Source organism: Methylocystis sp. H62 (assembly GCF_015709515.1).
Taxonomy (GTDB): domain Bacteria; phylum Pseudomonadota; class Alphaproteobacteria; order Rhizobiales; family Beijerinckiaceae; genus Methylocystis.
The window spans coordinates 16,179-43,120 of the sequence record NZ_JADNQZ010000054.1 but is presented as its reverse complement, the minus strand read 5'-3'; the positions used below and the strand labels follow the sequence as shown (position 1 = coordinate 43,120).

The 26,942-nt window shown below is 61.8% G+C and carries 24 protein-coding genes and 1 tRNA gene; 14 read left to right on the top strand and 11 right to left on the bottom strand.

The genetic code is table 11. The features are described 5' to 3' along the window. Positions 1 to 86: 86 nt before the first annotated feature. From IYY11_RS12105 to IYY11_RS12095, 3 genes are read left to right on the top strand one after another with little or no spacing between them, the layout of a single operon-like run. Entirely contained in the window at positions 87 to 1,775 is a 1,689-nt protein-coding gene (locus tag IYY11_RS12105; RefSeq protein WP_196404093.1) for an efflux transporter outer membrane subunit, read from the top strand. Positions 1,776 to 1,803: 28 nt separating this feature from the next. Beyond that, a complete protein-coding gene (locus IYY11_RS12100; protein ID WP_210331341.1) occupies positions 1,804 to 2,946 on the top strand; it encodes an efflux RND transporter periplasmic adaptor subunit in 1,143 nt (380 codons plus the stop codon). Between the two features lie 16 nt (positions 2,947 to 2,962). Beyond that, the gene (locus IYY11_RS12095; protein WP_196404091.1) at positions 2,963 to 6,046 is read left to right on the top strand and encodes an efflux RND transporter permease subunit; all 3,084 of its coding nucleotides are present in this window, start codon (positions 2,963 to 2,965) and stop codon (positions 6,044 to 6,046) included. 224 nt (positions 6,047 to 6,270) lie between these two features. Here IYY11_RS12095 and IYY11_RS12090 read toward each other — a convergent pair whose 3' ends face one another. The 5 genes from IYY11_RS12090 to IYY11_RS12070 all read right to left on the bottom strand — a co-directional run bounded on the left by IYY11_RS12090 (position 6,271) and on the right by IYY11_RS12070 (position 11,368). Next, positions 6,271 to 7,662, bottom strand: coding sequence for a glycosyltransferase family 1 protein (locus IYY11_RS12090; RefSeq protein WP_196404090.1), 1,392 nt, complete (start codon positions 7,660 to 7,662; stop codon positions 6,271 to 6,273). Between the two features lie 129 nt (positions 7,663 to 7,791). After that, positions 7,792 to 9,048 carry a glycosyltransferase gene (locus IYY11_RS12085; RefSeq protein WP_196404089.1) on the bottom strand — a complete coding sequence of 419 codons (1,257 nt, stop codon included), beginning with the start codon at positions 9,046 to 9,048 and terminating at the stop codon, positions 7,792 to 7,794. A gap of 46 nt (positions 9,049 to 9,094) precedes the next feature. Further along, the gene (locus IYY11_RS23840) at positions 9,095 to 9,940 is read right to left on the bottom strand and encodes an ATP-binding protein (RefSeq protein WP_409455255.1); all 846 of its coding nucleotides are present in this window, start codon (positions 9,938 to 9,940) and stop codon (positions 9,095 to 9,097) included. A 449-nt stretch (positions 9,941 to 10,389) separates the two neighbouring features. Continuing rightward, complete coding sequence (locus IYY11_RS12075) at positions 10,390 to 11,106, bottom strand: response regulator (RefSeq protein ID WP_196404087.1); 717 nt, start codon at positions 11,104 to 11,106, stop codon at positions 10,390 to 10,392. Continuing rightward, complete coding sequence (locus tag IYY11_RS12070) at positions 11,075 to 11,368, bottom strand: hypothetical protein (RefSeq protein WP_196404233.1); 294 nt, start codon at positions 11,366 to 11,368, stop codon at positions 11,075 to 11,077. Before IYY11_RS12070 ends, IYY11_RS12075 begins: the two co-directional genes overlap by 32 nt. 355 nt (positions 11,369 to 11,723) lie before the next feature. On the opposite strand from IYY11_RS12070, the gene IYY11_RS12065 reads away from it, so the two are divergent. The 3 genes from IYY11_RS12065 (at position 11,724) to IYY11_RS12055 (ending at position 14,223) form a co-directional block, all read left to right on the top strand. Next, a complete protein-coding gene (locus IYY11_RS12065; protein ID WP_196404086.1) occupies positions 11,724 to 12,644 on the top strand; it encodes an HAD family phosphatase in 921 nt (306 codons plus the stop codon). Continuing rightward, positions 12,641 to 13,582, top strand: coding sequence for a phosphotransferase family protein (locus IYY11_RS12060; RefSeq protein WP_196404085.1), 942 nt, complete (start codon positions 12,641 to 12,643; stop codon positions 13,580 to 13,582). The genes IYY11_RS12065 and IYY11_RS12060 overlap by 4 nt, the downstream gene beginning before the upstream one ends. A gap of 125 nt (positions 13,583 to 13,707) precedes the next feature. Next, complete coding sequence (locus tag IYY11_RS12055) at positions 13,708 to 14,223, top strand: superoxide dismutase family protein (protein WP_196404084.1); 516 nt, start codon at positions 13,708 to 13,710, stop codon at positions 14,221 to 14,223. Positions 14,224 to 14,326: 103 nt separating this feature from the next. On the opposite strand, the gene IYY11_RS12050 is transcribed toward IYY11_RS12055, so the two are convergent. The 3 genes from IYY11_RS12050 to IYY11_RS12040 all read right to left on the bottom strand — a co-directional run bounded on the left by IYY11_RS12050 (position 14,327) and on the right by IYY11_RS12040 (position 17,059). Further along, positions 14,327 to 15,466 carry a beta family protein gene (locus tag IYY11_RS12050; RefSeq protein ID WP_196404083.1) on the bottom strand — a complete coding sequence of 380 codons (1,140 nt, stop codon included), beginning with the start codon at positions 15,464 to 15,466 and terminating at the stop codon, positions 14,327 to 14,329. Further along, positions 15,453 to 16,784: an XRE family transcriptional regulator gene (locus IYY11_RS12045; protein WP_210331331.1), complete on the bottom strand. Its 1,332-nt coding sequence runs from the start codon at positions 16,782 to 16,784 to the stop codon at positions 15,453 to 15,455. The genes IYY11_RS12050 and IYY11_RS12045 overlap by 14 nt, the downstream gene beginning before the upstream one ends. A gap of 185 nt (positions 16,785 to 16,969) precedes the next feature. Continuing rightward, positions 16,970 to 17,059: transfer RNA gene (locus IYY11_RS12040), tRNA-Ser, on the bottom strand. A 46-nt stretch (positions 17,060 to 17,105) separates the two neighbouring features. Here IYY11_RS12040 and IYY11_RS12035 point away from each other — a divergent pair. From IYY11_RS12035 to IYY11_RS12020, 4 genes are read left to right on the top strand one after another with little or no spacing between them, the layout of a single operon-like run. Next, positions 17,106 to 17,558: a gamma-glutamylcyclotransferase family protein gene (locus IYY11_RS12035; protein ID WP_196404082.1), complete on the top strand. Its 453-nt coding sequence runs from the start codon at positions 17,106 to 17,108 to the stop codon at positions 17,556 to 17,558. Beyond that, a complete protein-coding gene (panC, locus tag IYY11_RS12030) occupies positions 17,555 to 18,412 on the top strand; it encodes a pantoate--beta-alanine ligase (RefSeq protein WP_196404081.1) in 858 nt (285 codons plus the stop codon). The genes IYY11_RS12035 and panC overlap by 4 nt, the downstream gene beginning before the upstream one ends. Beyond that, a complete protein-coding gene (locus IYY11_RS12025) occupies positions 18,409 to 18,708 on the top strand; it encodes an acylphosphatase (protein WP_196404080.1) in 300 nt (99 codons plus the stop codon). Before panC ends, IYY11_RS12025 begins: the two co-directional genes overlap by 4 nt. Before the next feature lie 28 nt (positions 18,709 to 18,736). Further along, on the top strand, positions 18,737 to 19,579 hold the full coding sequence (locus IYY11_RS12020; RefSeq protein WP_196404079.1) for a shikimate dehydrogenase: 843 nt from the start codon (positions 18,737 to 18,739) through the stop codon (positions 19,577 to 19,579). A 78-nt stretch (positions 19,580 to 19,657) separates the two neighbouring features. Here IYY11_RS12020 and IYY11_RS12015 read toward each other — a convergent pair whose 3' ends face one another. Together IYY11_RS12015 and IYY11_RS12010 are read right to left on the bottom strand one after the other, a co-directional pair. Next, positions 19,658 to 20,125, bottom strand: coding sequence for a phasin family protein (locus IYY11_RS12015; protein ID WP_196404078.1), 468 nt, complete (start codon positions 20,123 to 20,125; stop codon positions 19,658 to 19,660). Between the two features lie 14 nt (positions 20,126 to 20,139). Next, the gene (locus IYY11_RS12010; RefSeq protein WP_196404077.1) at positions 20,140 to 20,496 is read right to left on the bottom strand and encodes a phasin; all 357 of its coding nucleotides are present in this window, start codon (positions 20,494 to 20,496) and stop codon (positions 20,140 to 20,142) included. Between the two features lie 307 nt (positions 20,497 to 20,803). Between IYY11_RS12010 and IYY11_RS23305 the strand changes: the two genes are divergently transcribed. The 4 genes from IYY11_RS23305 (at position 20,804) to IYY11_RS11990 (ending at position 26,069) form a co-directional block, all read left to right on the top strand. Further along, on the top strand, positions 20,804 to 23,053 hold the full coding sequence (locus tag IYY11_RS23305) for a PAS domain-containing sensor histidine kinase (protein ID WP_196404076.1): 2,250 nt from the start codon (positions 20,804 to 20,806) through the stop codon (positions 23,051 to 23,053). 507 nt (positions 23,054 to 23,560) lie between these two features. Next, on the top strand, positions 23,561 to 24,337 hold the full coding sequence (locus IYY11_RS12000; RefSeq protein WP_196404075.1) for a LamB/YcsF family protein: 777 nt from the start codon (positions 23,561 to 23,563) through the stop codon (positions 24,335 to 24,337). Between the two features lie 5 nt (positions 24,338 to 24,342). After that, positions 24,343 to 25,074 carry an allophanate hydrolase subunit 1 gene (locus IYY11_RS11995; protein WP_196404074.1) on the top strand — a complete coding sequence of 244 codons (732 nt, stop codon included), beginning with the start codon at positions 24,343 to 24,345 and terminating at the stop codon, positions 25,072 to 25,074. Beyond that, positions 25,071 to 26,069, top strand: coding sequence for a biotin-dependent carboxyltransferase family protein (locus tag IYY11_RS11990; RefSeq protein ID WP_196404073.1), 999 nt, complete (start codon positions 25,071 to 25,073; stop codon positions 26,067 to 26,069). Before IYY11_RS11995 ends, IYY11_RS11990 begins: the two co-directional genes overlap by 4 nt. On the opposite strand, the gene IYY11_RS11985 is transcribed toward IYY11_RS11990, so the two are convergent. Continuing rightward, entirely contained in the window at positions 26,070 to 26,906 is an 837-nt protein-coding gene (locus IYY11_RS11985) for a DUF5765 domain-containing protein (protein ID WP_196404072.1), read from the bottom strand. Positions 26,907 to 26,942: the final 36 nt, after the last annotated feature.

The following is a 26,942-nucleotide window of genomic DNA, read 5'->3' as shown; positions in this document are numbered from 1 at the left end:
GCATAAAACTGAACCGTTCAGTTTAACCTGGGTCCGATATGAGATGGAGGGCGCCTCAAATATCCCGGCCGTTGCTCAACCCGCATGTGGGGGATCGCCTCGCTCTTACGCTCGAAAGTCCGAAGGCGCGAAACATCGCCCAGAGCGATCGGCGCCGAGGGATATTGATCCGCGCAAAGGGCAGGGCGGCGGCGCTCGGGCTTCTGCTCGCCGCGTTTCTTTCCGGCTGCGCTGTGGGCCCGGATTTTGCCGCGCCCGAGGCGCCCTTGGACGCGGGCTATGCGGCGGGCAAGCCAGCGAACATTACCCAGTCAGCGCCCATCGCGGGCGGCGGCGCCCAAAAGCTCGTTCCTGGCCGCGACATTCCGGGCGAATGGTGGCGACTGTTCCGCTCCAAGCAGATTTCGGCGCTGGTGGCCGAGGCGGTCACCAATCATCCCAACATCGCCGCCGCCGAAGCGGCGCTGCGCCAGGCGCGCGAAACGACGGAAGCCGATGCGGCGTCCTTCTTTCCGTCGGCCACTCTGACCCAGAGCGTGGCGCGCACGCAAATGACGACGGCGCAGTTCGGCGGCTTCTCGCAAAGCTCCTCGTCGAGCGGATCGCAAGGCTCGTCGTCGAGCGGGGCGACGGCGATACTTTATACGCTCCATAATTCGAATGTCGCCGTGTCGTTCACGCCCGACGTCTTCGGCAAGACGACGCGTACGGTCGAGAGCGATTTCGCCGCGGCCGAGTATCAGCGATTCCAGCTTGAGGCGACCTATCTGGCGCTGGCCGCCAATGTGGTGACCGCTGCGATCGCCGATTCCAACTACGCGTCGCAGATCAAGGTCACGCGCGATCTCATCGCCGCCTATCAGAAGCAACTCGACATATTGCAGAAGCGCTTCGAGCTCGGCGCCGTGAGCGCGGCCGACGTGGTGTCGGAAAAGGCGCTCGTCGCGCAGGCGCAAGCGACGCTGCCGCCGCTCGAAAAAGCGCGCGCGCAGACGCGTAATCAGCTCATGGCCTATCTCGGCCGCTTTCCCAATGACGATAAGGGCGAAGCGATCGACATCGAGCATCTGCATCTGCCGCGTGATCTGCCGCTCAGCCTGCCGTCCAATCTGGTGCGCCAGCGTCCCGACGTTCTTTCGGCGGAGGCGCAGTTGCATCAGGCGAGCGCCAATGTCGGCGTCGCCACGGCCAATATGCTGCCGCAGCTCACGCTGACGGGCAATGGCGGCAGTCAGGCGTCGAATTTCGCGCAGTTGTTTTTGCCGCAGACCTCTGTCTACAATCTGGCGACGCAGCTCTCCGGCCAGGCGTTCGACGCCGGCAGATTATTCCATCAGCGCGAGGCGAAGCTCGCCGCGCTGGAACAGGCGGAAGCGCAATATCGCGCGACCGTGATCAGCGCCTTCCAGAATGTCGCCAACGCCTTGCAGGCGATCAAGCATGACGCGGAAACGCTGCGTGCGCAGGTTGCGGCCGAAAAGGCCGCCGCCGAAAGCTTGGATATTTCGCAAGCCCAATATTTGGCTGGCTCGACGACCTATCCGACGGTGCTCAACGCCGCGCAGACCCTGCTCAGCGTCCGTCTCAATCGCGTCCAGGCGCAGGCGGCGCGCTTCTCCGATACCGCGGCGCTGATGCAGGCGCTCGGCGGCGGGTGGTGGAATCGCCTCGACGAGACGCCGGCGTCGCTTCCCAAACCCACCGACCTCATTTCAACCCTGCCGATCGCAGCGGCGATACGCGCCGAGGCTGAGGAACGCTCCCGTGCCCGTTAACACGCTTTTGCAAGACCGTCTCGGATCGATGTTCAAGCCCATGATGATCATGCTGGCGATCGTCGCCCTCGTGTTCGCAGCTCTTTACGGCTTCGTCAGTTTCCGCTCGATGATGATCGGGCGGTTCCTCGCCTCCATGGCCAATCCGCCGCAGACCGTGTCGGTGACGACGGCAACCTATCGGGAATGGCGCCCGAAGTTTTCCGCCATCGGCACATTCCGCGCCGTCAATGGCGCGGATCTCGCGCTCGAAACTTCGGGCATCGTCGAGAAGATCCACTTCCAGTCGGGCGAGGACATCAAGGCGGGGCAAATTCTCATCGAGCTGCGCAAGGATACGGACAACGCCCGGCTCGAAGCCTTGAAAGCCACCGCGGAGCTCAACGCCATCAACCTGCGCCGCGACCAGTCGCAGCTCAAAATCCGCGCCGCGAGTCAGGCGACGGTGGATACGGACATCGCCAATCTGCGAAGCGCCAACGCCCAGGTCGTGCAGCAGGAGGCGGTGATCGCGCAAAAGACCCTGCTCGCGCCCTTCGCCGGAAGGCTCGGCATCCGCCAGATCGATCTTGGCCAATATATCGGCGCCGGAACGGTGATCGTGACTTTGCAGGCGCTCGATCCGATCTTTCTCGACTTTGTCCTGCCGCAGCAGGACTTGAATGGCGTCTCGGTCGGACAAACCATCGCCGCGACGGTCGACGCCTTTCCTGGCCAAAGCTTTACGGGCAAGATCGACGCCATCAGCTCCAAGGTGGATCTGGCGAGTCGCAACGTGCAGATTCGCGCGAGCCTCGCCAATGGCGAACGCAAGCTGCGGCCCGGCATGTTCGCTTCGGTGGAAATCGCGACCGGCAAGCCTCAACGCCTGATCACGCTGCCGCAAACGGCGATCGTTTATGCGCCCTTTGGCAATTCGGTGTTCCTTGCGCAGAAAAGCGAGGAGAGCGCCGATAAGAAGGCGCCGCAAGGCTCCGGGCTCGTCGCGCATCAAGCCTTCGTTCGGCTCGGCGAGGCGCGCGGCGACGAAGTCTCGGTGCTCGAAGGGGTGCCCGAAGGCGCCACGGTCGTCACGGCCGGTCAGGTCAAACTGCGCAACGGCGCGCCGCTCGCCCTATCGCAAGAGCCGTCGCCGCCTGTCGACGCCTATCCCAAGCCCGTGGATCAGTGAACGGAGATTTCGCAAGATGCGTTTCACCGACATTTTCGTGCGCCGCCCGGTGCTCGCCAGCGTGCTAAGCCTGCTGATCCTGGTGCTTGGCCTGAGATCGCTGGCGACTCTGTCCGTGCTGCAATATCCGCGCACGCAAAACGCCGTCGTCACGGTGATGACGTACTATTTTGGCGCCGATCCGGCGACCGTCGCCGGCTTCGTCACGACGCCGCTCGAAAACGCCGTCGCGCAGGCGAATGGCATCGACTATCTCACCTCGACGAGTCAGATCGGGATAAGCACGATCACCGCCAATCTGCGGTTGAACTATGATTCCGGCAAGGCGCTCACCGAGATCAGCACCAAGATCGATTCGGTGATCAACCAATTGCCGCAGGCCGTGCAGCGTCCGGTCATCACCGTCAAGATCGGCCAAACGACCGACGCCCTGTACATTGGCTTCAACAGCGACATCCTCACGCCGAGCCAGGTGACGGACTATCTCATCCGCGTCGTGCAGCCGCGTCTGCAATCGGTGCCGGGCGTGCAGACGGCGGAACTCATCGGCGGCAAGACCTTTGCGCTCAGAGCCTGGCTCGATCCGGTGAAGCTCGCCGCCTATGGACTCACCGCCAGCGAAGTGGCGGCGTCTCTCCAGGCCAATGACTATATCGCCGGCCTCGGCTCGACCAAGGGCCAATGGGTTCAGGTCAATCTCTCGGCGGCGACCTCGCTCCATTCGCTCGAGGAGTTTCGCAACCTCGTCGTCAAGCAGGCGAACGGCGCCAATGTGAAGCTGCGCGACGTCGCCAATGTCACGCTCGGCGCGGACGACTATGAGTCTTCGGTCTCATTCGACGGCAAGCAGGCGGTCTACATCGGCATTCTCGTGGCGCCGAACGCGAATTTGCTTGATGTCGTCAAAGGCGTCAAAGACGCCTATCCCGAAATTGTCAAAGCGCTGCCACAAGGCTTGAATAGCGAGATCGTCTACGACACGACGAATTTCGTGAACAGCTCCATCGACGAGGTGATTCACACGCTGATCGAAGCGGTCCTCATCGTCACCGCGGTCGTCTTCGTGTTTTTGGGTTCATGGCGCTCGGTGCTGATCCCGATTATGGCGATCCCGCTTTCGCTCATCGGCTCGCTGACGTTTCTTCTCGCTTTCGGCTTCTCGATCAATCTGCTGACGCTTCTGGCGCTGGTGCTGGCGATCGGCCTCGTGGTCGACGACGCGATCATCGTCGTCGAAAACGTGAACCGGCATCTCGGCGAAGGCCTCACGCCTGTCGACGCCGCGCTGCTGGCGGCGCGCGAACTCGCCGGACCGATCATCGCCATGACGATCGTGCTGATCGCCGTCTACGTGCCGATCGGCTTCCAGGGCGGCCTCACGGGCGCGCTCTTCGTCGAATTCGCTTTCACTCTCGCGGCCGCGGTCACCGTGTCGGGCGTCGTCGCGCTCACTTTGTCGCCCGTGAGTTGCGCTCTCGCGCTCAAGCCGCCGAAGCGAGGCGACGAGACGCTTGAGTCCCGCATCGTCGGCTTTATCGATGCGCGGATGGACGCCGTCCGAGACCGCTATCATCGCCTGCTGGACTCCTCTCTCAATTACGTGCCGGTAACGCTCGTCTTCGGCGGGCTGGTGCTTTCCAGCATCTATTGGCTCTACGCCAGCGCCAAGAGCGAACTGGCGCCAAACGAGGATCAGGGCATCATTCTGGCGCAGGCGACTCCGGCGCCCAACGCCACTCTCCAGCAAAAGCTGTACTACGCCGATCAGGCCTATAAAATCATCGCCAAACATCCAGAGACCGACAGCGTATTCCAGATCAATTCGCCGGCGGCGAATCTGTCCGGCGTCGTGCTCAAGCCATCCGACGAGCGCAAGGTCGGGGCGGAGGACTTGCAGCATATGCTCCAGCAGGAGCTGAGCGCCGTTGCGGGCGTGCGCTTCGTCGCCTTCCAGCCGCCGCCGCTCCCCGGCTCGATGGGCTTGCCGATTCAATTCGTCTTCCAGAGCACCGACCCTTTCGAGAAGATGGACGGCATCTCCCGTGAACTCCTGTCGAAAGCTCTGGCGACGGGAAAGTTCATGTTCCTCGACACCGATCTCAAGATCGATCAGCCGCAGTTGTCGCTTGTCATCGACCGCGAAAAGACCGCGCAACTCGGCCTAAGAATGATCGACGTCGGCGGCGCGCTCACCACCGCGCTGAGCGGCGGCTATACGCAATATTTCGGGCTCGCCGGCCGTTCGTACAAAGTCATTCCGCAGGTCGCCCAACGGTTTCGACTGAATCCGGATCAGATCTTGAACTATTACATCAAGACGGTGGACGGCTCCTTGGCGCCGCTGTCGACTGTCGCCAAGCTCGAAACCGCCATCGTTCCCGAGTCGCTCAATCACTTCCAGCAGATTAATTCGGTGACGATTTCCGGCGTGGCCGCGCCTGGCGTGATCGCCGGCGAGGCGCTCGATACGCTGAAAGAAGTCGCGCGCCAAACATTGCCCGCGACCTATACGATCGACTATGCCGGACCCTCGCGTCAGTTCATCCAGGAGTCGAGCGGCTTCGCGGTGACGTTCGGTTTCGCCCTCATCATCATCTTTCTGGCGTTGGCCGCGCAATTCGAGAGCTACCGTGATCCGCTGATCATTCTCGTATCCGTCCCAATGTCGATCGCCGGCGCGCTGGTTTTCATCTTGCTCGGCTTTGGCGGCGCGAGCATCAATATTTACACGCAGGTCGGTCTGGTGACGTTGATGGGGCTGATCAGCAAACACGGCATTCTGATCGTGGAGTTCGCCAATGAATTGCAACACGGCGGCATGTCGAAACGGGAAGCGATCCTGCAGGCCACCTCCATTCGGCTGCGTCCGATCCTGATGACCACCGCGGCGATGGTGCTCGGCGTCATGCCGCTCGTCATGGCGGCGGGCGCGGGCGCGGCGTCGCGCTTCAACATGGGTCTGGTGATCGCCTCGGGCCTTTCCATCGGCACCCTGTTCACGCTGTTTGTTCTGCCCGCGGTCTATCTCGTGCTCGCGGCGGACCACTCGGGGGCACGCAAGAAGGCCGTGATCGATCTTGTGTCGCCAGCGCATTCATAAGTAAGGTCGGAGATCGTTGTTTATGAAGATCCATGATCGTATTGCGTAGGGCTGGCGCGACTCGCCGACCAATATCTATCTCGACAAAGTCGTTACGTGCGTGACATGGAGCCTATTCGCGTTGCGAGATCGGCTTCACAAAACCACGCCTGAGCGACGCGGTGGCTGCGAGGAAAATTTGAAGCACGTGCGTCTTGCCGCTTGGATAAACGCTGAACTGGAAATCAGGCGAGGACCACCTCAGTTCGGGTCTGATAGGCGTCATGCAAGATGAGATTGGCGAGACTGCGCGCAGAATCGTCCCAGGAATAAATAGGCATTTTTTCTTTTTTGATCGGCTCTCGATAGAGCTCCTCGATTTTGTCAGCCAAGTCGATCGAGTCCAGTAAATTGAAATAGCGGACGTGGTCTCCGCCGATTTCGTGGAACACCGGCAAATCTGAGGCGATGACGGGAAGCCCGTAACGACCCGCTTCAACAAGCGGGAGGCCAAATCCTTCGATCATGGATGGATAAACCAATGCGCGCGCATGGGTATAGCAGTGGTGAAGATCGGCGTCGCTCGCCTTATCGAGCCAAAGGAGGCGTCGCCCAAATTCGCCGTGTTGTTTGATGCGATACTGGAGCGATTCGCTTTGCCAGCCTGCTTGGCCAATGATGACGTAACGCGCGTCGATCCCGCGCGACCAAAGACGTTCGAAAGCGTCAAGCGCGATCGGATAGCATTTGCGCGGTTCAAGAGTGCCCACGCTCAGAAAGTAAGGCGTTTCGCTTGTGGTCACGAGTTTGGCCTCGGAAGAAAGTGAGAAATTCTCTTCGTCGTCGAAATCCGCGCCCAGTCGCCACCAGCCGATGCGAAGTGTCGGCTTGGTAGCGAGGTCTTTGCGCGCGACATAAGCGATCAAATCCATCGCAGTGCTCTTTGAGACGCATATGATGCGATCGCTTTTCAGCACGAGGTTTTCGAACCACTCTTTGAATTCCTCGGTCATTCGCGGCGTGACGCTGAGCGGATGGATCAAGGGGATCAGGTCATGCACGACCGTTATGAGCTGTCCGCCCACATCGGCGAGACGCTGAACAAGAGGCAGATGCTCCGAAATAATGCCCCAGCTCGCATCGAGGAGCATGAATTTGTCGCCTTCCCTGAACGTGATCGAGGCCGGGAGCAACGGATGATCGTAGTAGGAAAGAAGTTCGCCATTTTCCACAACGACGGGTAGCGCAAATCGATCCTGGATCGCTCTCTTGGCGATTTCGCGAACGACGCGCTGAACGCCGGTTTTCCCTCCAACACGTAGCGTCGGCGTTACATCGATGAAAATGCGGCAAGAGGAGATTGAGGAGAGCGTGTCGTCCGAGGCGAGTTCTGTTGGCAACAGAGGCCGACGCCTGAGTCTCAAGCGGTCACGAGACCTCGATCCATTGTGCAGATGACCAAGTCCGAGCTGCTTGGTCACAGTCCAGTAAAATTCTCTCAATTTGAAATAGACGAGAGCTGTTACTGGATCGAGCGCATCCGCCATGCGTTTGCGTTTCATTTCGAGGTTCTCTAGCTGAATCTGCGACGCGAGAAAAAGCGCGACCTCGCTTTCGTGTTCAATTTCCTGCGCCATCTTGCTCTTCTCCAGAGTGTACGCCGAGCGCGCGGACGCGTGCCGCCTCGGAAGATTGGGGTGTTTTCATATTGGTTTTCTTTGCCGCGGCCCTTCGCGGCGAGAGAAGAGAGCGCCGATTGCGTCGGCTCACTTCGCTTGCATACGAGCCATCAACCTGCTTGCGATATCGCCGAGCCGGCTCGCATAACGCTCAGATGAGTATCTCTCTTCGTATAATGCGCGCGTATCGCTCGTCATCGGATCGCTTCGTTCGCTCAACCCACGACGCTTCGTCATGGCGGCGGCGAATTCGCTGGCGTCGTCCGCGATGAAAACGTTGCGAAGCTGTGATGGATCGATCCCCATGCCCCTGAAAGCCTTCGACGTCGCGACGACCGGCAGTCCGCTGGAGAGAGCTTCGACGGTTTTGATCGAAAGGCCGTGCCCTTCTCTGGTGGGGAGGAGAACGATCGCTGCATCGGCGTAGGCTGATTGTATTTCCGCGACTCTGCCACGGAATAGATTGCGATGCTTTTTATACAAGAGTCTGTCATGGCGTTTCACGCCATCGGCGATATCGCCAAAAATTGAAATCGATATTTCGGGCACGCGCGGCACAATATATTTCAAAAACCATCGAACGCTGATGTAGTTGGCTGCGTTGTTGCCAGCGACGAAAATAGCGCGATCGCCATTGTCGTGAGGCGCCGCTGGGGCTATCGAGGGATAGATCAGTTCGTGTTGAGCGAGAGGCAGAAGCTGCTCAAACGCCGCATGCTCCTCCGAATTCAAGTGAATGCAAACGTCGGCGCGCTTGATCCAATCGAGTTCGACGGCAAGCATGCGCGTATAGCCAACGTATGGCGGGATGCTAAAGCCTGCACGATTGCGGAGTTCGTATTGCCGAGCCTGAATGTCGTGGGTGTCGAGGACAATAGGAATACTGCGCCTTTCGCGCATCTTCTCAGCGAAAGGCAAGACAAAAAAGTGGTTGGCGTGAATCAGGTCGATAGCGTTCGTATCGAGCGCTTCGGGAAGACGCGCGCGCTTCATCAGCTCCACCAGCCAAGTGGCCTGGTCGCCATGCGTTAAGGGCCACCAGCCGTCCTTCAGGAGCGTTGTCTTGAAGAGGTCAGGGATCGTGGCGGACGATTCATATCTCTCGTCGGCGGCGAGATCCCGACTATGCGCTCTGTAATCTTTCCAGCGTGCGCCGCGGCCGACCGAGGGCGTGACATCGTCCATAAGCGCAATGGAAAGCACACGCGCGCCGAGTTTTTTGTAGGCGCCTATCTGACTAGCGATAACCTGATGCGTTCCGCAGGAATGCCACGCAGGATGCACGACTGCGACTGTTTTTCCCGATAGCGCGGCGCGGCCCGAACCTGATTGATGTATCGACATCCCGACGACCTCCTTTGGACGTCAAGGTCGAACTCTCAGGGGACATTTATTTGCTCGATTCGTTTCGATTTGTTTCGAGGTTGGTTTTGGGCAGCGACACCCTCGCGATCAGGCCGCCGCCGGTCCGCTCATCCAGCGTAAGGCGTCCGCAGTGGGCTTCCACGATCGCGCGCGCGATCGCCAGGCCGAGCCCGAAGCCCTCTTTTGTGTTCGAGGACGCGCCGACGTCTCCGCGCTCGAAGGGTTCCAGCATCAAATCCCTTCTTTCTCGTGGGATGCCTGGCCCCCTGTCGGCGATCTCGACGACCGCCGCGTCATCGCTTTCGAGCACTCGGATTTCAGGGTTCTCCCCGTGTTTCACCGCATTGTCGATCAGGTTGGAGAATGCGCGTTCGAGATTGTCCGGACTGCCCAGAACATTGACGTGATCGATTCCGTCGTAGCGCGCGTTGGCTCCCACATCGGCGAACTGATCGACGATCGCCTGCAGCAGGCTCGCCAGATCCAGCGCGACGATCTCCTGCTGGAAACCACCGCGCAGATAGTCGAGGCAGCCGCCGACCATCGCCTCCATCTGGTCGAGGTCCCGCAGCAGTTTCGCTTTCGTTTCGCTGCTCTCAATGTATTCGGCGCGAAGACGCATCCGCGTGATCGGGGTCCGAAGATCGTGGCTCACCGACGTCAACATCCGCGTTCGCTGAGAGGCCATTTCGGCGATACGACGCTGCATGCGATTGAAGGCCCGCGTCGCCTTGCGGACCTCTTCGGGGCCTGTCTCCGCGAGCTGCGCCGGAACACTGTCGAGGCCGAAGGATTCGGCGGCGTCCGCGAAATTCGTTAGGGGCCGCGTAAGCGACAACGCGGCCCATAGGGAGAATATGAACAAGCTCACCGCGACGAAGCCCAGGGTGACGATCGCGAACCGCGGAAAGCCGGAAGGCCGAATCGGGGCGTCGAGCAGGAATTGCTGCCCATCGTGCAACGACCCGCTAAATCGCTTGTTGTCATCGTGCGCTGCGATCTCGACTCCGACGGGGAGGCGAAACCGAAAATAAACTGGCTGCGCCCCGTTGCGCGCGACGACTCCCGGCTCTGATAGCGCGACGTGAAACCCCGGAAAGTTCTCGTTAAAACCTGTTGCGATGGCTGGCCTTTCCGCCGCGGAGGCGGCGTCCAACGCGGTTAAAGCCGCCACGACAATGGAGGCGCTCAGGTCGCGAGGGTGGCCGGGAGAGGGTTCGGACAGGAAAAGGATCGTCGTCACCGCCGCGTGGAACAGGCCGACGCATAGGAGGAGGAGAAGTCCCAGCTGCACATTGATGTTTCGGAGCGCAGATGTTCTCACTGGACGTTGACTTTCGCCGTGAACGTATAGCCCATCGAGCGGACCGTCTGAATGAGCGTCGGGTCTCGCGGGTCATTCTCGATCTTTTGACGAAGCCGGCTTATCAGGATGTCCACGCTCCGCTCGGTCGTGGACGACGCCTTCAGCTCGTCGCGCGAGAAAATTTTTCCGGGATTGCGGCAGAGCGTCAGCAACAGGTCGAATTCCGTGCTCGTGAGGATCACCCGCACGCCGGTCGGGCCCAACAGGCGCCGTGTGGAAGAGTCCAGGAAGAAGCCAGAAAAGCTATAGGCGCTGATTTTCTGGGACGACTCAATATCCGGCGCAGTCCGCCGGAGGACGGCCCCGATGCGCGCGAGCAGTTCACGCGGAACGAAGGGTTTGACAAGATAATCGTCCGCCCCAAGTTCGATGCCAAGTATACGGTCCGTGTCTTCGCCGCGCGCGGTCAACATGATCAATGGCGGACTTCCCGTGTTTCGCAAGCGCATGCAGATGGAAAATCCATCCTCACCGGGAAGGTTGACGTCGAGCACGATAAGGTCGACCCGCGCGCTTGCGAGAACCTCGTCCATCTGTTCGCCGTCACGGGCAAGCCTCACCTCGAACCCGTTGTCGCTGAGATATTTCGATAACAGCGATCGAATATCCTCGTCGTCCTCGACGACTAGGATCCATCGCCTATCGGCCGCGCTTGATGCGGGTTTGTTCAAGGTCGGAGAGTTCACCTACTCGCGGCTTCGAGCCAGCGGCGAGTTCCAAACCGAAAGTTCCGCACAGCTGTGTCGAGATTCTGGCGCGGTTGTTTCGTTTTGTTGCGCGCAACGCAGCGTATGACAGCCTCCAATGCTGGCCTCCTCGCCTCCTCACGCCCGTCTGAATTCGAACGAACTCTGGCGGCGCCCAAGGAGTCAGCTTCAAAAATAACGTCTGGATAGAACCGTAGCAGAAAATCTCGATAAGGATGAAGGACATATAAGACAACTCCTCTCGGCAAAGCTCTCGCCGTTCATGCTGCTTCACTGCGACGAGAGATCTGTCACGGCGCAGCAAGTGGGCGCCCGACGGATTGCGCAACAAGCGCCGGCCAGGCCGCCCGACCGCGCCGTCCAAGCGCAATCTTCGCGCGCGATCGGGTGCGAAGATTTTAGGAATCAAGGGCTGTCGCTTAAGCGCATCGGCGCCACATAGGACAGAGTGTCCGCCGCCAAGCGCACGCCGACCTGTGGGCCTTCGTCTGGTTAAGGCAGGCGCGATCACCATGTCTCCGGTCTCGATGCGAAAGCCCGCTGCTTGGACGAAAAGCGGCGACAGAGGATGGAGGACGGGAATGGCGCTTAGGGAGCAAATCGACGAAGAGCTCAGGGCGTTTCTGGCGGAGACCAATTTCACCGGAGCGGGCGCGCTCATAACAGACCTCGACGGTACCGCGGTGCACGAGTTTGAAGGCCGCATCATCATTCCAGATCCGGTCGCTTGCGGCCTGAAGCGCCTCAATGATCTTGGCCGCCCCATTGTGCTGAACACGCTGCGGTTTCCGCTGAACGTCATCCGCACCTTCGGACGCGAGTGGTATTCGATCACGAATGCGCCTTTGCCGCTCGTCTCGCTCAACGGCGGCGTCGTCGGCTATCTCAGAGAAGATGCGGCAGGAGACATCGTCTTCGAGGAGCTCGACGCTTTTCCGCTTGAGCCAGTGGAAATTGACGAGGTGCTGACCGGCGTGCGCGGGCTGCTTGCGAATGGGGTCGACGACCTTCTTGTCTTCTACTACACGCGCGACTGGACGGTCGGCGAGACGATCTGGACGCCTGTCAGGGAGAAGATCCCCCATCTTCAGGCAAAATACACGAGCGCGTCGTCGATCGTCTGCCTCTCGCTGGACGATCTTCGCGATTCCCTGATGGCCCAGGACATCTGCATGATGTTTCTGCTCGTCGAAGCCCCGCAGGATCGCCTGATGGCCTATCAGCACGTCAAGCGCTCGAATTTCGCGACGCGCAAGGGCGTCGACAAATTGTCCGGGGTGCGCGCCATTGCCGAGCGGCTCGGCGTCGACTTGCAGGCCTCCGTTGGCTGCGGCGACACGCAGATGGATTCATTTCTTTCCGGCGTCGGCCTTGCCGTCCATGTCGGGTCGCGCGATCTGGAATATAAGGGCCTGCTGCGGACGGTGAAGATTGAAAGCTCCCAGGAGCTTGGCGAACTGCTGTCTCGCCTTGGCGGGCTGGAGAGCGAGGCGCTGCAATGACCGCTGCGCAAGAAGCGCCAATCGATCCGCGCAAGGCGCGATCCAATGCGGGCAAAATTATCGAGCATCACCTCGGATCGAAACCAAAGCGCGTTGTCGCGCGCGGCGGCGGCATCACCAATTTCGTGTTCGAGGTCCGCCATGCCAAAGGTGATTTCATCGTCCGCATGAACACGACCCCGGACAAGCTAAAGGATTATCTCAAGGAGCAATGGGCGATCGCCAAGGCCAGCGAGGCTGGCGTGCCGACCGCGAAAATTCTGGAGGTCGGCGCCGACGTCATCGGCATGCCTTATATGGTGCTTCCGAAGGTCGAGGGGCAGGAGGCGACGCATCATCCAGAACGCTTCACAATTTTGCGCGAAATGGGGCGACTGACCGCTCTGATCCACTCGGTGAAGACATCGGGCTTTGGCCAAACGTTTGATTGGTCGGACAATCAGCTCTCGCGCAAAGAGACCTGGAAGGAATATCTGCAGGGCGAATTGAAAGTTGAAGCGCGCGTCGACCTGCTCGATGCGCAGGATATGCTCGACGCCGGCCAGCTTAAACGTCTACGGTCGATTGTTCGCGACATGGAGCGCTGGGACCCGTCGCCCGTTCTCAACCACGGCGACATGCGGCTAAAGAATGTTGTCGCTGACGAGTCCGGCGCGATCACGGCCGTGATCGACTGGGAATGCTGCGCCTCCAACGTCGCGCCTTACTGGGATCTATCGATGGCGCTTCATGATCTCTCGGTCGACGCCAAGCAGGAATTTCTCATCGGCTATGGGCTGAAGGAGGATAAGGTCCGCGAAATGGCCCCGATCATCAAGGCGATCAACCTCATCAATTACGCGCCCTATGTCGAGCGGGCCGCTGCGGAAAAGGACAAAGCTCGGCTCGAACAATATCGCACGCGTCTGTCGGGGGCGCTGGATCTATATTCGCTTTGACCGCATTCACTCTTTATCCAGTCGAACTTAAACAACAGTGGTCGGAGAGCCTGGAACTGTGCTGGCGCGCGTAATATCCTGCGACGCCGCGACGACCGCCGGTTCCAAAGACGTGAGAGAGAAACATGTTCGACAAACTTGTCCTCGCCTTAGTTTCAATCGCGCTCATGAGCGGCTTTGCACGCGCGGAGGAGCGAACCGCCGACGTCGTCGACAACAAAGGGAAGGGGATCGGCTCCATCGAAGCCAAACAGGGGCCGCATGGGGTCGTTCTTCGCGTCATGCTGCGGCCGGGCGCGCTCGCGCCGGGCTGGCATGGCGTCCATCTGCACGAAGTTGGCGACTGTTCCGACATCGAAAAATTCATGCACTCGAAGGGCCATATCAATCCGTCAAATGCCGAACATGGGTTCCTCAATCCCAAGGGGCCGCACCCAGCGGATCTGCCGAATGTCTATGCATATTCCGATGGCGCCGCGCAGGCGGAAATGTTCGTTGAGGGCGTGTCCTTGAGCGGCGGTAAAACCAATCTTCTGGACGCGGACGGATCGGCGATCGTGGTGCATGCAAGCCCCGACGACCACATGTCGCAGCCGATTGGCGGCGCCGGCGCGCGCGTCGCCTGCGCCGTCTTGAAGTAGCGTCGGCGCTGCGCGCGTGGCGGGTTAAGAGCGATGAAGATGAGAACGATGTCTACGCTATAAACTACTATAAGAAAGTGCGGCTTAGATGTCGGGCTCGCACTCAATCAATCAGGCTGAACTGCACCTCTTCCGACGCCGGAGCTTTTTTGATCGAAATGCCGCGCACCTTGGCAATATCGCTCACCACTTGAGTGATATGATGCGTGGTGTTGAGCTGTCGCCATGTCGTCGAGTTGCCCGGCCCCGCAGCAGGATCATTCGCCACCCTTGCGATGAAGGCATCAGCATTGGAGAAGCCATCGCCCGCAAAATCACCGCTATCGCAAATGGCTTTACAGACTGCGCGCATGCGCTGCTTGTCGGAGCCTTCCTTCACCGCGCGCTGAACCCGCCAAGCGCCGGACGTGGTATAACGAAGATGGCGAATTGCGGGAACGCTAGCTCCCCCAAAGCTCATCTTCGCACAGTCCGCAGCATAGTCACCGAAGATCATATATTCAGCGGTGGACGGATCAAAATGGACGGCCTCTTGCCACGCTAACCATTCATTTCTGGGCCATATTTCAACATTGCCATCCTTTGCTGGGTTGACCTCCGGGTAGTGCGTCCCCTGAAAAATGACATGTCGCCACGGCCCGATTTCCTGCAGGGTCTGCAAGGCATCGCTGATGATCGGCGCGACGACGGACGGGTTCGACAATTCGGCTCCGCTGAAATCCGCCAAGACCGCACAATCGGCCGCACTCAAGCCCAGCGCATTCAAGATATGAAGGATTGTTGAGCTCAGCGTCGACCCGACCATCTCGTCAGACGAAACGCAGATAGCGAATTTCAACGGCCCTTGATCGGGAACCGCTGCTTTGAACGCAGGAATTTCGGTGTCACCCAAGTCCGAAATCTGTGCAACTGGAATAGCGTGAACATCGGCTGCCCAAGCGCGCTTGAACATATTGGGCAACCAACCCGCAAGGCTATCCCGACCATATTCATCAATGATGTAGGTTGTGTCGATGAGGGCGGGACGATCACGCCAGTGCGCCGAAAGCGCCACGCTGATGTCCGGCATCTCTTCCAATTCAATCAGCAGCGGCTCCGCGTCATTCCGCTCTTTCTTTGGCGGAACGATAAAGCGCGGCAAAACACTGTCAGCCACATCGGCGGCCAACTGGCGGACGCCCTCCAATTCCCCGGCCTTCATCCGTAGGGCGCTGCAATACAGAAACCTATCAAACCGGCTCATCGTTCACCTCATTCGTCCTGGCGAGAAGGTGCTTGCGAACGCGACCCCGGCCAATCTTGTCAGAGAAGATCTTGTAGTTCTCACGTTCCTTCCGAAGCCGCCCAAATATGATAGCCGGAGAGATTTCCAATTGCTTTGCCAGCCGCTCAATCGGCTCAACAGTCTTTGCTATCCGTGCAGGCGACCTTGTCCAGACCGCCTCAGGAATGAGCATATTCTGTGCGAAACGGTTTGCCTCTTCTTCTATTTCGTCGATCTCAATGTGCTCAAAATCGTCAAAAAATCCCGAAGCCAATCCTGTGCGATAGTGCAGAATGACATGACCCAACTCGTGCATGAGGGTGAACCAGAAGTTGTCGATCGCATCGAGCCGCAGCGTGAGGCCGATGACCGGGTGCTCACCTATCAAAAATGCGGCACCATCGACCCGCATTCCCGAAATCTGGGATTCTATGACCAGAATTATGCCCTGCTCAGCAAGCATTTCTTTGGCCCGTGCAGGACCATCATCAAAGGCACTCAGCTTAACAAGTTGGCTAAGCCAAGACATATTGAGAGGCCGGAATCTTGGCTTCTTCCGCTGAATCTGCCGCAGGGCGTTCCGTGTGACCTGAGCCTTCCAAGCCAGCAGAAACCAGTCCTTCGATAGATCGTGGACGTTCAATCCGGTCCGCAACAGCGAAGGCGTCCCATATTCACCGACATGCTCGGCAACAGTGCGTCGGAGTTGGCTAATGCCGCTGTCGTCGGACTGGTCGGCCTTGTCCAGCCAGCCGTTCTCTCGCGCGTGCTTGAGAACCTTTTGCAGCTCACTCGATGGCATCTCATAGGACGGAAGCCACGGGTCTGGTAAAGGTTGATCTATGTGGGCTGTGAGGCGAATGCCAAGCGTCCGCGCGACGCGCTGTAAGCCAGAAAGGCTGATGCTCCGATACCTCTCGGCTTCGTATCGCTGAATCTGTTGCTCGGGCAGAAAGAGGCGGCGAGCCAGTTCCTTTTGCTTCCATCCTTTCGCTACCCTGGCAGCGACGAGCAATGCGCCAAGATCGTTACCAGCACGCGCCTTGAGCGCTGTCACATCCCCGCCTTGCGCCGTGCGATACGCCTCCAGACTCTCGATGAGTTCTTGCCGCTCCGCTATCAAGGAACGCCGGACGCCATCCAGCACCTCCGGCGGGAGGCCATCGACAATTTGCTGTAGAACTTGATCGGACGACAGGGCTTGGCTGATCTGGTCGATCAGCGCGCTAACTTCCCGCTCCTGCCGCTCATTCGTGATAAGAGACGAATTCACCATCGCGATCAGATGACACATCATATATGATGTGTCAACGAAGCGCTTTGGTTCGTGCAGAAGGGAACGACTGCAATTAGAAACGACCAACGTCCGGGAAGACCACCAAGTCGCCATTACCGGGAGCGATACGAACGCGTTGTACTGCCTCGCTACTGCGTACACAGGTGTAAACCGGCTACCGGCGGCGCGCTACTTCAGTTCTGAACTGGCGGAAGGGGTGGGATTCGAACCCACGGTGGAGTCGCCCCCACGCCGGTTTTCAAGACCGGTGCCTTAAACCACTCGGCCACCCTTCCGCGTTCGTCGTGATATAGCACGCGTCGTGTTTTTCGCGACCCGGATTTGCGCGTGCCCCTCTACTTCGCCTATGGCTCCAACATGGACGCCGCCGCCATGGCGGGTCGCTGCCCCCGCTCCCGGCGGCTCGGTCGCGGACGGCTTGCGGGCTACAGGACGATTCTGATGCCTTCGGGCTTTGTCAGCGTCGCGCCGGACCGCCGCACGAGCGTTCACGGCGTGCTGTGGGACGTCGCGGTCGGCGACGTGGCGTCGCTCGATCGCTATGAAGACGTCGCCCGTGGTCTTTACGCCAAGAAAAATTTGCCGATTCTGCGCGAACCGGTCGGCTCGGTTCTCGCGCTGACCTATGTCGGCGCGCGGCCCGATCTTGGCGCGGCGCCCCGCGGCTACTTCGAGGCGGTCATCGCCGCGGCGCGCGCGCAAGGGCTGCCGGGCCCGTATGTCGACTATCTATCGAGCTTGCTTTCCGCTCCGCAATCAGGGCGACGATCATGAATGCAAAAACGCCGATCGTCGGCGCGGTCGACGAACTGCGCCGCTATGTGCGCGCGCGCCGCGCCGCCGGCGAGCGCATCGGCCTCGTGCCGACCATGGGCGCGCTCCACGCCGGCCATCTGTCGCTCGTGGACGCAGCGCGTCGAGCGGCGGACCGCGTCGTCGTCACGATTTTCGTCAATCCGGCGCAGTTCGGCCCGAACGAAGATTTCGCGCGCTATCCGCGCACGCTTGCGGCGGATGTCGAGAAGCTTTGCAGCGTCGCCGCGGATCTCGTCTTCGCGCCGTCCGTCGACGAGATCTATCCCCCCGGCTTTTCGACGAAAGTCGTGCTCGAGGGGCCGGCGACCGCCGACCTCGAAGATCGATTTCGGCCGACGCATTTTTCCGGCGTCGCGACGGTGGTGACGAAGCTCCTCAATCAGGCGCAGGCCGACGTCGCGGTCTTCGGCGAGAAGGACTACCAGCAGCTCCTCGTGATCAAGCGTCTCGCGCGCGATCTCGACATCGGGACCGAAATTCTCGGCGCGCCGACTTTGCGCGAGGCCGACGGCCTCGCCATGTCTTCGCGCAACGTCTATCTTTCACGCGAGGACCGTGAACGCGCAAAGCAATTGCACGGCGCGCTGAGAGAAGCGGCGCATCAGATCCTTGCTGGCGAGAACATCGGCGCGGCGACGGCAGGCGCGGGCGCCGCGCTTACCGAGCGGGGATTCGAGGTGGACTATCTCGAAGCGCGCCATGCCGAGACGCTCGCTCCGGTCGCCTCGCTCGCGGATGGTCCCATTCGTCTGCTGGCGGCGGCGAAGCTCGGCGCGACGCGGCTCATCGACAATATCGCGGTCCAATCATGAGCGATCGGGAGACCATACGCCTCGTCATTGAAGGCCGGGTGCAGGGCGTCGGCTATCGCGCCTTTCTCGTCCGCGAGGCGGATGCGCTCGGTCTCACCGGCTGGGCGCGCAACAGGCGCGACGGCGCGGTCGAGTCGGTCGTCTCGGGGCCGCGCCCGGCGCTTGAGGCGCTGATCGCTGCGGCGCGGCGGGGTCCACGGCTCGCGCGAGTCGACGCGCTGCGCGAGGAGCCGGCGGATGAAGCTGCGCTCGTCGCCTTTTGCGGCGCGGGATTTTCCGTCGCCCCTGACGCGTGAGCTGGAGACGAGACGTGGAGACGAGAACGTGACAAACGGCCATCGCTTTGTTCTCGCCGGGGTCATGGGCTGGCCGATCGCGCATTCGCGCTCGCCGAAAATCCACAATCACTGGTTCGCGCAATATGGGATCGAGGGCTGCTACGCGCCGCTGCCGGTCGAGCCCGGCCGGCTGGAGGCGGCGTTGCGCGCCATGCCGGCGCTCGGCTTCGCCGGCTGCAACCTCACGATTCCGCACAAGGAAACGGCGCTCCGGTTCCTCGATCATGTCGATGACTCGGCGGCGCGGATCGGGGCGGTCAATTGTGTGGTCGTCGAAAGAAACGGCGCTCTGATCGGTCGCAATTACGACGGCTACGGGTTCATCGCGTCGCTTTATGAGGCGGCGCCGCTTTGGCGCGCGGAAAGCGCGCCCTGCATCATCATCGGCGCCGGCGGAGGCGCGCGCGCGATCATCCATGGCTTGCTTGAGGCTGGCGCGCGCGAGATTCGTCTGTTCAACCGCACCCTGGCGCGGGCGGAAATTCTCGCCGCCGACTTTGGGTCGCGCGTGTCGGCGTTGCGCTGGGAAGAACGCGAGGCGGGGCTCGCCGGAGCGGGGCTTCTCGTCAATGCGACGAGCCAGGGCATGGTCGGCCAGCCGCCGCTGGATCTGTCGCTTGCGGCGCTGCCGACATCGGCGCTCGTCGCCGACATCGTTTATGCGCCGCTGGAGACGCCCTTGTTGGCGGCCGCCCGCAAACATGGCGCAACCCCCGTCGATGGGCTCGGCATGCTGCTGCATCAGGCGCGCCCGGCGTTTCGCGACTGGACCGGCGTGATGCCGGACGTGACGCCGGCGCTGCGCGCCAAGATCGTCGCAACGCTGTAAAAGATCGTCGCAACGCTATAAAGAAAGAGCGCCGCGACATCGCCGCGGCGCTCTTCCTACATCAACTCACTTTTCGCGTTACGCCGCGCGCGCGCCGTAGATCGGCGTGATGGAGAAGCTCAGCAGACGTTGCGCGAGCGTCATCAATTCGGTCGACTGCCGCAGCAGCGTGTCGAGCCGATCGCTCACGAAACGCGACTGAAGGGTCGTCACCTCGTCGATCGTCTTGGCGCTGGCGAGCCGCTCGGCGAAGTCGAGGAACGCAGTGGCGTTTTCCGCCCAGAGATCGATGGACTTCTGCTGCCAGAGGGCAGGGTCGAATCCTTCGGCCTCGCTTTCGGCGGGCTTTGGAGGTTCGGAGATCGCGAGGGCTGTAGAGGGAGCCGCGACGATCACCGGCGTCTGCGTTTCAACAGGGGCGGGGGCCGGTTCTGCGCTGACAGCTTCGTTCGCCGTCGGAGCCGTCTCGGCCTCCGGAACGCCGGCGGCCAAGCGTTTCGTTTCCGGGGCCTTAGGCTTTTGGGAACCGTTCTGCGGATTGGCCATTGAGCTTCTCCCGGTTAGGACTTCGTCGTCGTGCGCTGGAGGCTCGCGCCAAGCTCCGTGGTCTGCTCCTGGATCGCCCGCAGTTGCGCCTGCACGAACTCCGACTGAAGCTTGAAGACTTCCTGCGGGTCCTTGGCGTGGACGAGCTTCTGGGCCAGATCGAAGGCCGCGTTGACATTAGCCTCGGCAAACGACAGGGCCTTGACGCTGACATCCTTAGCGCTCGGCAGCCCGAACGGGATCTCCGCCGAAGTGTCGAGCGCCTTCTGCGCGGCGCCGGCGAAACCTTCAAAGGCCTTGCGCGCCTGTTCGACGCTCTTCTCCGCAAAATCGCGGACTTCAGTGGGAATTTGGTAGACAGCTTCGACCATGGCGCACCTCCGTGCGGTGAAAAATCAAACAAGCGCCGCGCTAAACCATATTTAACCCGCGTCGCGCCCGGCCCCAACGGCGATCCGGCGAGTCCAATCATACTGCCCGATTTTATGTTGCGATGCAACAATTTTGTGCGCCGCAGCAGATCGGGAAGTAGGAAACGTAGAAATACGATGAAAGGCGCGCGACAATCATAGACCTTGCGCGCGGCGGCGGCTAATTTGCTTGCATCCGTTAGCGTCGAGCCGACGAGACGCCTGAGAAGCGCGCGGCGGGCGAGACCGTCGGTTGAGGCGGTAGGCAATGGGCGGTTCGCAGCAGGACCTCGAGGAAGACGCGCGAGCAGCCGCTTGCGTGGCGGCGGATCCTGTTTTTTCCGCGCTCGACGCCTCCGGCGCGCCAATTGTCGCGGCGGGCGGCGATCCCCTGCGCATTGCTTTTCTGAACGAGTCCGCCCGCGCGGTCTTTGGCGAAGACGCCGGCGCGCTCGCCGAACGCCTGTTTCGCGGCGACGATCCGGGGCCGCGACGCCTGGCCGAGCTGGTCGGCGACATGCGCCGCCGCCCAGGTCTTCGCCTTGAGCGGCTGCGCTTTCGTGTTTCGGGGCAGCCGCAAACGGTCACTTTTCTCTGCCGCAGCCTCGCCGTGGAAAGCGGCGCCTGTTTCGTTATCGCGGCGCTTGGCGTTCGCGCGGATTCGCCAGCTGAGGAACCGCGCGCGGCTGAGGCGCGGGTCAGCGATGAGACGGCGGCCCTCCGCCGCAGCCTGGCGGCGCGACATGGCGCGCGTTCGCCGCGCTTTTTGTGGAAGACCGACGCGGCAGGACGATTCACCGCCGTGACCCACACGCTCGCCGACGTGGTGGGTGAAAAAGCCGCCGACATCCTTGGCCGTTCAGTGCAGGATGCGACGCAAGCCCTTGCGCTCGACGCTGCATTTGTCCGCGCCGTCGTCTCGCGCCGTGCGTGGAGCGGCGTCGAGGTCGAATGGCCCTTCGAAGGGGAAGCCGGATGCGTGCCGACGACGCTCGGCGCTCGGCAGATGACGGATTCCGCAGGGCAGTTTCTCGGCTATCAGGGTTATGGCGTGTTGCGCATCAATCGCGCGCGCGCCGCCGAACCCGCAGCGGCGACGGGCGCCGATTCGAGTTTTGAAGAGAACGCCTTCGAGCCATCGCTCGACAATGTCGTGATGCTGCGCGCGCCGGCTTCGCAGCGCGTCGATGTGGGAGAGGCGCTCAGTTCGAGCGAACGCTTGGCGTTTGACGAAATCGCGCGGGCGCTCACGGAAGGCGATCTCGTCATCCCCGCAGCGGAGGCCGCGGCGCCGTCGGAGCCCGATCCCGACGAGCCAGCAGCGCCGACGCGTCGCAATCTCGAACTCATCGCGCCGGGCCCGGAGCAAAGCGCCCTGGCGCTCGCGCGCGCGCTCGAAGAAAAGCTTGCGCGGGCGAAGTCCGAGAGCGCGCTGCTTGGCGCGGCTTTCGACCTCTCGCGCGCGCCGCTTGCGATCGTGGCGGCGGACGGGGTGATCGTGAGAGCCAATGCGTCCTTCGCAGCTTGCTTCGGGACGCAGGCGCCAGCGCTTGAGAGCCGCGACCTGGCGTCTTTTCTCAGCCCATCCGACGCGCAAATCCTCCGTCAGCGTTTTACTGACGCCCAGCCGCATGCTCACGCGCGCGTATCGCTGGCCACAGCGCCGCTGCGCGGGAGCGTCCCCGTCGATCTCAGCCTGCGCCGGATCTTCGCCGATGGGAGGCCGATGGTGTTGGTTTCCGCCGAGCCTTGGGAGGCCGTATCTGCGGATGACCGCGCGCTGGAAGCGGCGCGTCTTGCAGCGGAAAGCGCCAATGCGGCGAAGTCCGATTTCCTGACCCGCGTATCGCATGAGATTCGCACGCCGCTGAACGCCATCATGGGCTTTGCGGAAGTGATGATGGAGGAGCGTCTCGGACCGATCGGCTCTCCCCGCTATAAGGAATATTTGAAAGACATCCGCGCTTCCGGCGCGCATGTCTTATCCCTCGTCAACGATCTATTGGATCTCTCCAAGATCGAAGCTGGCAAGATGGAGCTTTCGTTCTCGCGCGTCGACGCCAATGCAACCATCGCCGAATGCGCGTCGATCATGCAGGCCCAGGCCAATCAGGGGCGCGTCGTCATGCGTCTCGCGCTTGCGGCGGGCCTGCCGCCGCTGCGGGCCGATGCGCGCTCGCTCAAGCAGATTCTTCTCAATCTTCTGTCGAATGCATTGAAGTTCAACGAGCCGGGCGGTCAGGTCATCGTGTCGAGCGCGCTGAACGACGCCGGCTCTGTCGTCATCCGGGTCAAGGACACGGGGATCGGCATGTCGGACGCGGATCTCGCAACCGCCTTGGAGCCGTTCCGGCAGGTTGGCGCATCGCGCAGGGCGAGCGGAACGGGGCTTGGGCTGCCGCTGACAAAGGCTTTGATAGAGGCAAATCACGCCTCATTCAGCATTAAGAGCCGTCACAATGAGGGCACGCTAATCGAAATCGCGTTTCCGCCGCCGCAAGCGCTCGCGGCGGAGTAGTTCGAACAACGATGGAAGAGGGGCCGGTGGGAAACGAGAGCTGAACCGGAGCAGCTCAGTCCGTTGGCGCAACAACGCCGACGCTTAGGCCAAGCAGGTGCTTGCCAACGGACCGTATGGGACGTAAAGGTCTTACTTTTCTTGACCTTAGCGGCCAATCTTCATCGCGACGAGAGCGCCGCCGATGACGATAGCGAGCATGAGTCCCGGGATAAGATACTGCATATTTTTTCCTCCCACGTTGAGCCAGCCAGTGGCTCTTTTTTCCGGCTTCGCCGCGATATAGCTTCACCAAAGGGCACTGTCTTTGTCAAGCGCCACCTTGCCCTATTTGTGCGGGTTTGTGCCGATCTTCGCTGCATCGGATCGCTATGTCACAGGCCGACAATCGCGGCGCTGAAGCCATAAGAAGTTGTCGGGCGCAGACTGACCGAGCGTCGCGGATTGCCGCCGCAGCGCGGTTGCGCCAATCTCGCGGCCCCTCTTCAAAGGCGACTCGCATCTCTCATGACTTCCGCCTCTCGCGCCATCGATCTTAACGCCGACCTCGGGGAAGGTTTCGGCCATTGGCGCATGGGCGACGACGCCGCCATGCTCGAGATCGTGACGAGCGCCAATGTCGCTTGCGGCTTCCACGCCGGCGACCCCGACATCATGGCGACGACCTTTGCGCGCGCCAAGGAAAAGGGAGTCGCCGTCGGCGCCCACGTCGCCTTTCCGGACCTCGCAGGTTTCGGGCGGCGCAGTTTGCCGATGAGCGCGCGGGAGATCGAGCGCGCGGTCGCCTATCAGCTCGGCGCGGCGCAAGCGCTGGCGGTTCTGAGCGGACATCGAATCACCCATGTGAAGGCGCATGGCGCGCTCGCCAATATCGCCGAGCGCGACGCCGACGTCGCGAACGCCATCGCCCGCGCGGTCCGCGGCGTCGATCCGTCGCTCGCGCTGCTCGCGATTGCGCTGTCCGAGCAAACGCACGCCGGCGCGCGCGCGGGGCTGCGCGTTGTGAATGAAATTTTCGCCGATCGCGCCTATATGGACGACGGACGCCTGCAGCCGCGATCGGAAGAAGGCGCGGTGATCGAGGATATCGAAAGAGCCTGCGCCCGCGTGCGCGACATGCTCGCGAGCGGCGGTCTGAGAACCATTAGCGGCAAACTCCTGCCGACGCAGATCGATTCGGTTTGCGTCCACGGCGATTCGCCGCTTGCGGTTGAAATGGCCCGGAGCCTGCGCGCCGCGCTCGAAGGCGAGCGCTGGAAGCTGCGCGCCTTCGCAGGAGCCTGACCGCAATGGATGATGAGACGCCGCGCTTCCTCGACTGCGGCGAGGCGGCGCTTTCAGTGGAGTTCGGCGACAGCGTCGATCCCGTCGTCAACGCCCGTGTGCTCGCGCTCGACGAGCGTCTTCGCGCCGCGCCGCCGGCGGGCCTGCGCGAAACGACGCCTACTTACCGCGCGCTGTTCCTGCGTTACGAGCCGCTTGAAATTTCGCGCGTCGCGCTTGTTGCGGCGATCGAAGCTCTGATCGGGCCTGCGGGCGTTGAGGCGTCGCAGCCGCCCGCGCGCTGGACCATTCCCTGCTGCTACGATCCTGAGTTCGCTGAGGACATTGGCGAAGCCGCCGCGCTGCTCGGGCAGACGGCGCAATCGCTGGCGAAGCTGCACGCCGGCGCCGACTATCGCGCTTACATGTATGGTTTCGCGCCGGGGTGGTGCTACCTCGGCGGACTGCCTCAGGCGCTCGCGATCCCGCGGCGCGTCAGCCCCCGCGGTCCGACGCCGCAGGGCGGGGCGTTGATCGGCGGCGCGCTCTCTCTGATCGCCGCCAATCCGATGCCAACCGGCTGGTATGTCGTTGGGCGTACGCCTGAGCGCATGTTCGCGCTGGACCGCACCCCGCCTTTTCTTGTCGCGCCAGGCGACGCCGTGCGCTTCGAGCCGATCGACGCCGAGACGTTCCTGACGCTCGATGCGCGCGCCTTGGCCGGCGAGACGGTGGCGCGCCGGGAGACGCTGCTTTGAGCGTGCGGCTGCTTATCGAGGCCGCCGGCCCTGCCGTCACCATCCAGGACGAGGGGCGTTTCGGACTGTCGCGCTACGGCGTCACGCCGGCGGGGCCAATGGATCTTGGCGCTTATCGCGCGGCGACGCGCGCCGCCGGCGCTGACTGCGCCATCGAAGTTTCGCTCGGGGGCATGACGCTCCGGTCGGAAGGCGCGACGCTTTGCGTCGCTATGGCGGGAGGCGATTTCGACATCCGGCTGGACGGGCGGCCAATGCCGCCGGCGTGCCTGCTCCCGCTTGCTGACGGCGCACGGCTCGTGCTGCGCGCCGGCCCGTCAGGGGCCTGGTGCTATGTCGCCGTCGGCGGAACGCTCGATCTCGCGCCGACGCTGGGTTCGCGCGCGACGCACGCCCGGTCCGGCCTCGGGCCAAAGCCGCTAGCGGCCGGCGACGCCTTGATGCTCGCCGAGGCGCCGGCGCCGCCGCTGGAGCCGATGGCCTTGGCGGCGCCTTGGCTGACGTCAAGCGACGCGCCGATCCGCATTCTTCTCGGGCCTCAGGGGGATTATTTCACGCCGGAGGAGATCGAGGCCTTTCTGAACGCACGTTGGCGTATCGGCGCCCGTAGCGATCGCATGGCCTATCGGCTCGAGGGTCCGGCGATCCGCCATCGGCGCGGACATGACATCGTCTCCGACGGGGTGGCCATGGGCGCCATTCAGATCCCCGGCGACGGCGCGCCGCTCGCGCTGATGGCGGACCGACAGCCGACCGGCGGCTATCCGAAAATCGCGACGGTGATCGGGGCGGATCTTGGCCGGCTGGCGCAATTGCGTCCCGGCGAAGACCTGTCCTTCCGCGCCGTGGGGTGGGACGAGGCGGTCGCCGCCCGCCGCGCCTATTTTGCGGCCATCGAGGCCGGCGTGACGCGCGAGCCGCTCGGCGCCGAGATGACCACCGAGTCGCTGCTGGCGGAAAATCTCGTCGGCGGCGTCGTCAACGCGCGGGACTGATTATTCCGCCGGCTCTTTGACCTCGGCAAGGAGAGCGACGGGCTCGGCCGGCTGCGCCGCCGCCGCGATGGCCGCCTTCGCCGCCGCTTTGCGCTTCTTCCACCATTTGATCAGCATCATCCACCAGGGGTCGCCGACGTGCAGGTGATAGCGCAGCGGCGTCTTGATGATGGCGAGCACGAGCCCGATCGAGAACAGGCACCAGACCGCCGGCCATTCATTGATGTTGCTGGTCGTCAGACCGGCGAGAAACGGCCCCGCGAGCCAGGAGAACAGGATGAAGCGCCAGCTGCCGTAAAGCGATGGGATGTAGAAGGCCATCAGCGGATATTCGATGTAGCCGCGTCCGAGATAGGGATTGTTGACCATGGAGTTGCCGATCCCGTTCGTCGGCAGCAGCCAGGCGATGTGCCATTCGCCGCGCGTCGTGCAGAGCACGTCGCCGCAGAGCGGTCGTCCGAGGGCGCAATGGCCGGCCCAGGCGAAGGGATAAAGCTGGAGCAGCATGGCGATGGCCGCGACGAAACAGCCGAAATAGGCCCAGGGCGCGATGATGCGGGCGCTGTCCTTGGGCATGAAATAGAGCGCGACGGCGTTAATGAAGAACGGCTGGAACGTTATGTGGAGATAACCAAACATGGTCATCAATTGATTGAGCGGCGAGTCGCATTGGTTGAGAACCGAATAGGCGACCGCCTGAAGCGACTCCATGCTGGCGAAGTAGAGAAGGCAGACCCAGAGGGCGAGCGGTTCGGGGTCCTTTTTGAGCGCCGAATAGGCCGCGCCGGCGATCCCCGCCGTCGCCAACACCGCTGACGCCTCTCCACTCCAACACATTCGGGCATTTCCTCGTTTTTATTGTCTGCGACCCGA

Excerpts from the sequence above, each read along its gene's own strand:
- IYY11_RS11985 (WP_196404072.1), bottom strand. The coding sequence starts at position 26,906 with ATGTGTTGGAGTGGAGAGGCGTCAGCGGTGTTGGCGACGGCGGGGATC.
- IYY11_RS12025 (WP_196404080.1), top strand. The coding sequence starts at position 18,409 with ATGAGCGATCGGGAGACCATACGCCTCGTCATTGAAGGCCGGGTGCAG.
- panC (WP_196404081.1), top strand. The coding sequence starts at position 17,555 with ATGAATGCAAAAACGCCGATCGTCGGCGCGGTCGACGAACTGCGCCGC.
- IYY11_RS12070 (WP_196404233.1), bottom strand. The coding sequence starts at position 11,368 with ATGTCCTTCATCCTTATCGAGATTTTCTGCTACGGTTCTATCCAGACG.
- IYY11_RS12090 (WP_196404090.1), bottom strand. The coding sequence starts at position 7,662 with ATGGCGCAGGAAATTGAACACGAAAGCGAGGTCGCGCTTTTTCTCGCG.
- IYY11_RS12055 (WP_196404084.1), top strand. The coding sequence starts at position 13,708 with ATGTTCGACAAACTTGTCCTCGCCTTAGTTTCAATCGCGCTCATGAGC.
- IYY11_RS23305 (WP_196404076.1), top strand. The coding sequence starts at position 20,804 with ATGGGCGGTTCGCAGCAGGACCTCGAGGAAGACGCGCGAGCAGCCGCT.
- IYY11_RS12010 (WP_196404077.1), bottom strand. The coding sequence starts at position 20,496 with ATGGTCGAAGCTGTCTACCAAATTCCCACTGAAGTCCGCGATTTTGCG.
- IYY11_RS12050 (WP_196404083.1), bottom strand. The coding sequence starts at position 15,466 with ATGAGCCGGTTTGATAGGTTTCTGTATTGCAGCGCCCTACGGATGAAG.
- IYY11_RS11995 (WP_196404074.1), top strand. The coding sequence starts at position 24,343 with ATGGATGATGAGACGCCGCGCTTCCTCGACTGCGGCGAGGCGGCGCTT.
- IYY11_RS12065 (WP_196404086.1), top strand. The coding sequence starts at position 11,724 with ATGGCGCTTAGGGAGCAAATCGACGAAGAGCTCAGGGCGTTTCTGGCG.
- IYY11_RS12000 (WP_196404075.1), top strand. The coding sequence starts at position 23,561 with ATGACTTCCGCCTCTCGCGCCATCGATCTTAACGCCGACCTCGGGGAA.
- IYY11_RS12060 (WP_196404085.1), top strand. The coding sequence starts at position 12,641 with ATGACCGCTGCGCAAGAAGCGCCAATCGATCCGCGCAAGGCGCGATCC.
- IYY11_RS12015 (WP_196404078.1), bottom strand. The coding sequence starts at position 20,125 with ATGGCCAATCCGCAGAACGGTTCCCAAAAGCCTAAGGCCCCGGAAACG.
- IYY11_RS12095 (WP_196404091.1), top strand. The coding sequence starts at position 2,963 with ATGCGTTTCACCGACATTTTCGTGCGCCGCCCGGTGCTCGCCAGCGTG.
- IYY11_RS12100 (WP_210331341.1), top strand. The coding sequence starts at position 1,804 with ATGTTCAAGCCCATGATGATCATGCTGGCGATCGTCGCCCTCGTGTTC.
- IYY11_RS12085 (WP_196404089.1), bottom strand. The coding sequence starts at position 9,048 with ATGTCGATACATCAATCAGGTTCGGGCCGCGCCGCGCTATCGGGAAAA.
- IYY11_RS12045 (WP_210331331.1), bottom strand. The coding sequence starts at position 16,784 with ATGATGTGTCATCTGATCGCGATGGTGAATTCGTCTCTTATCACGAAT.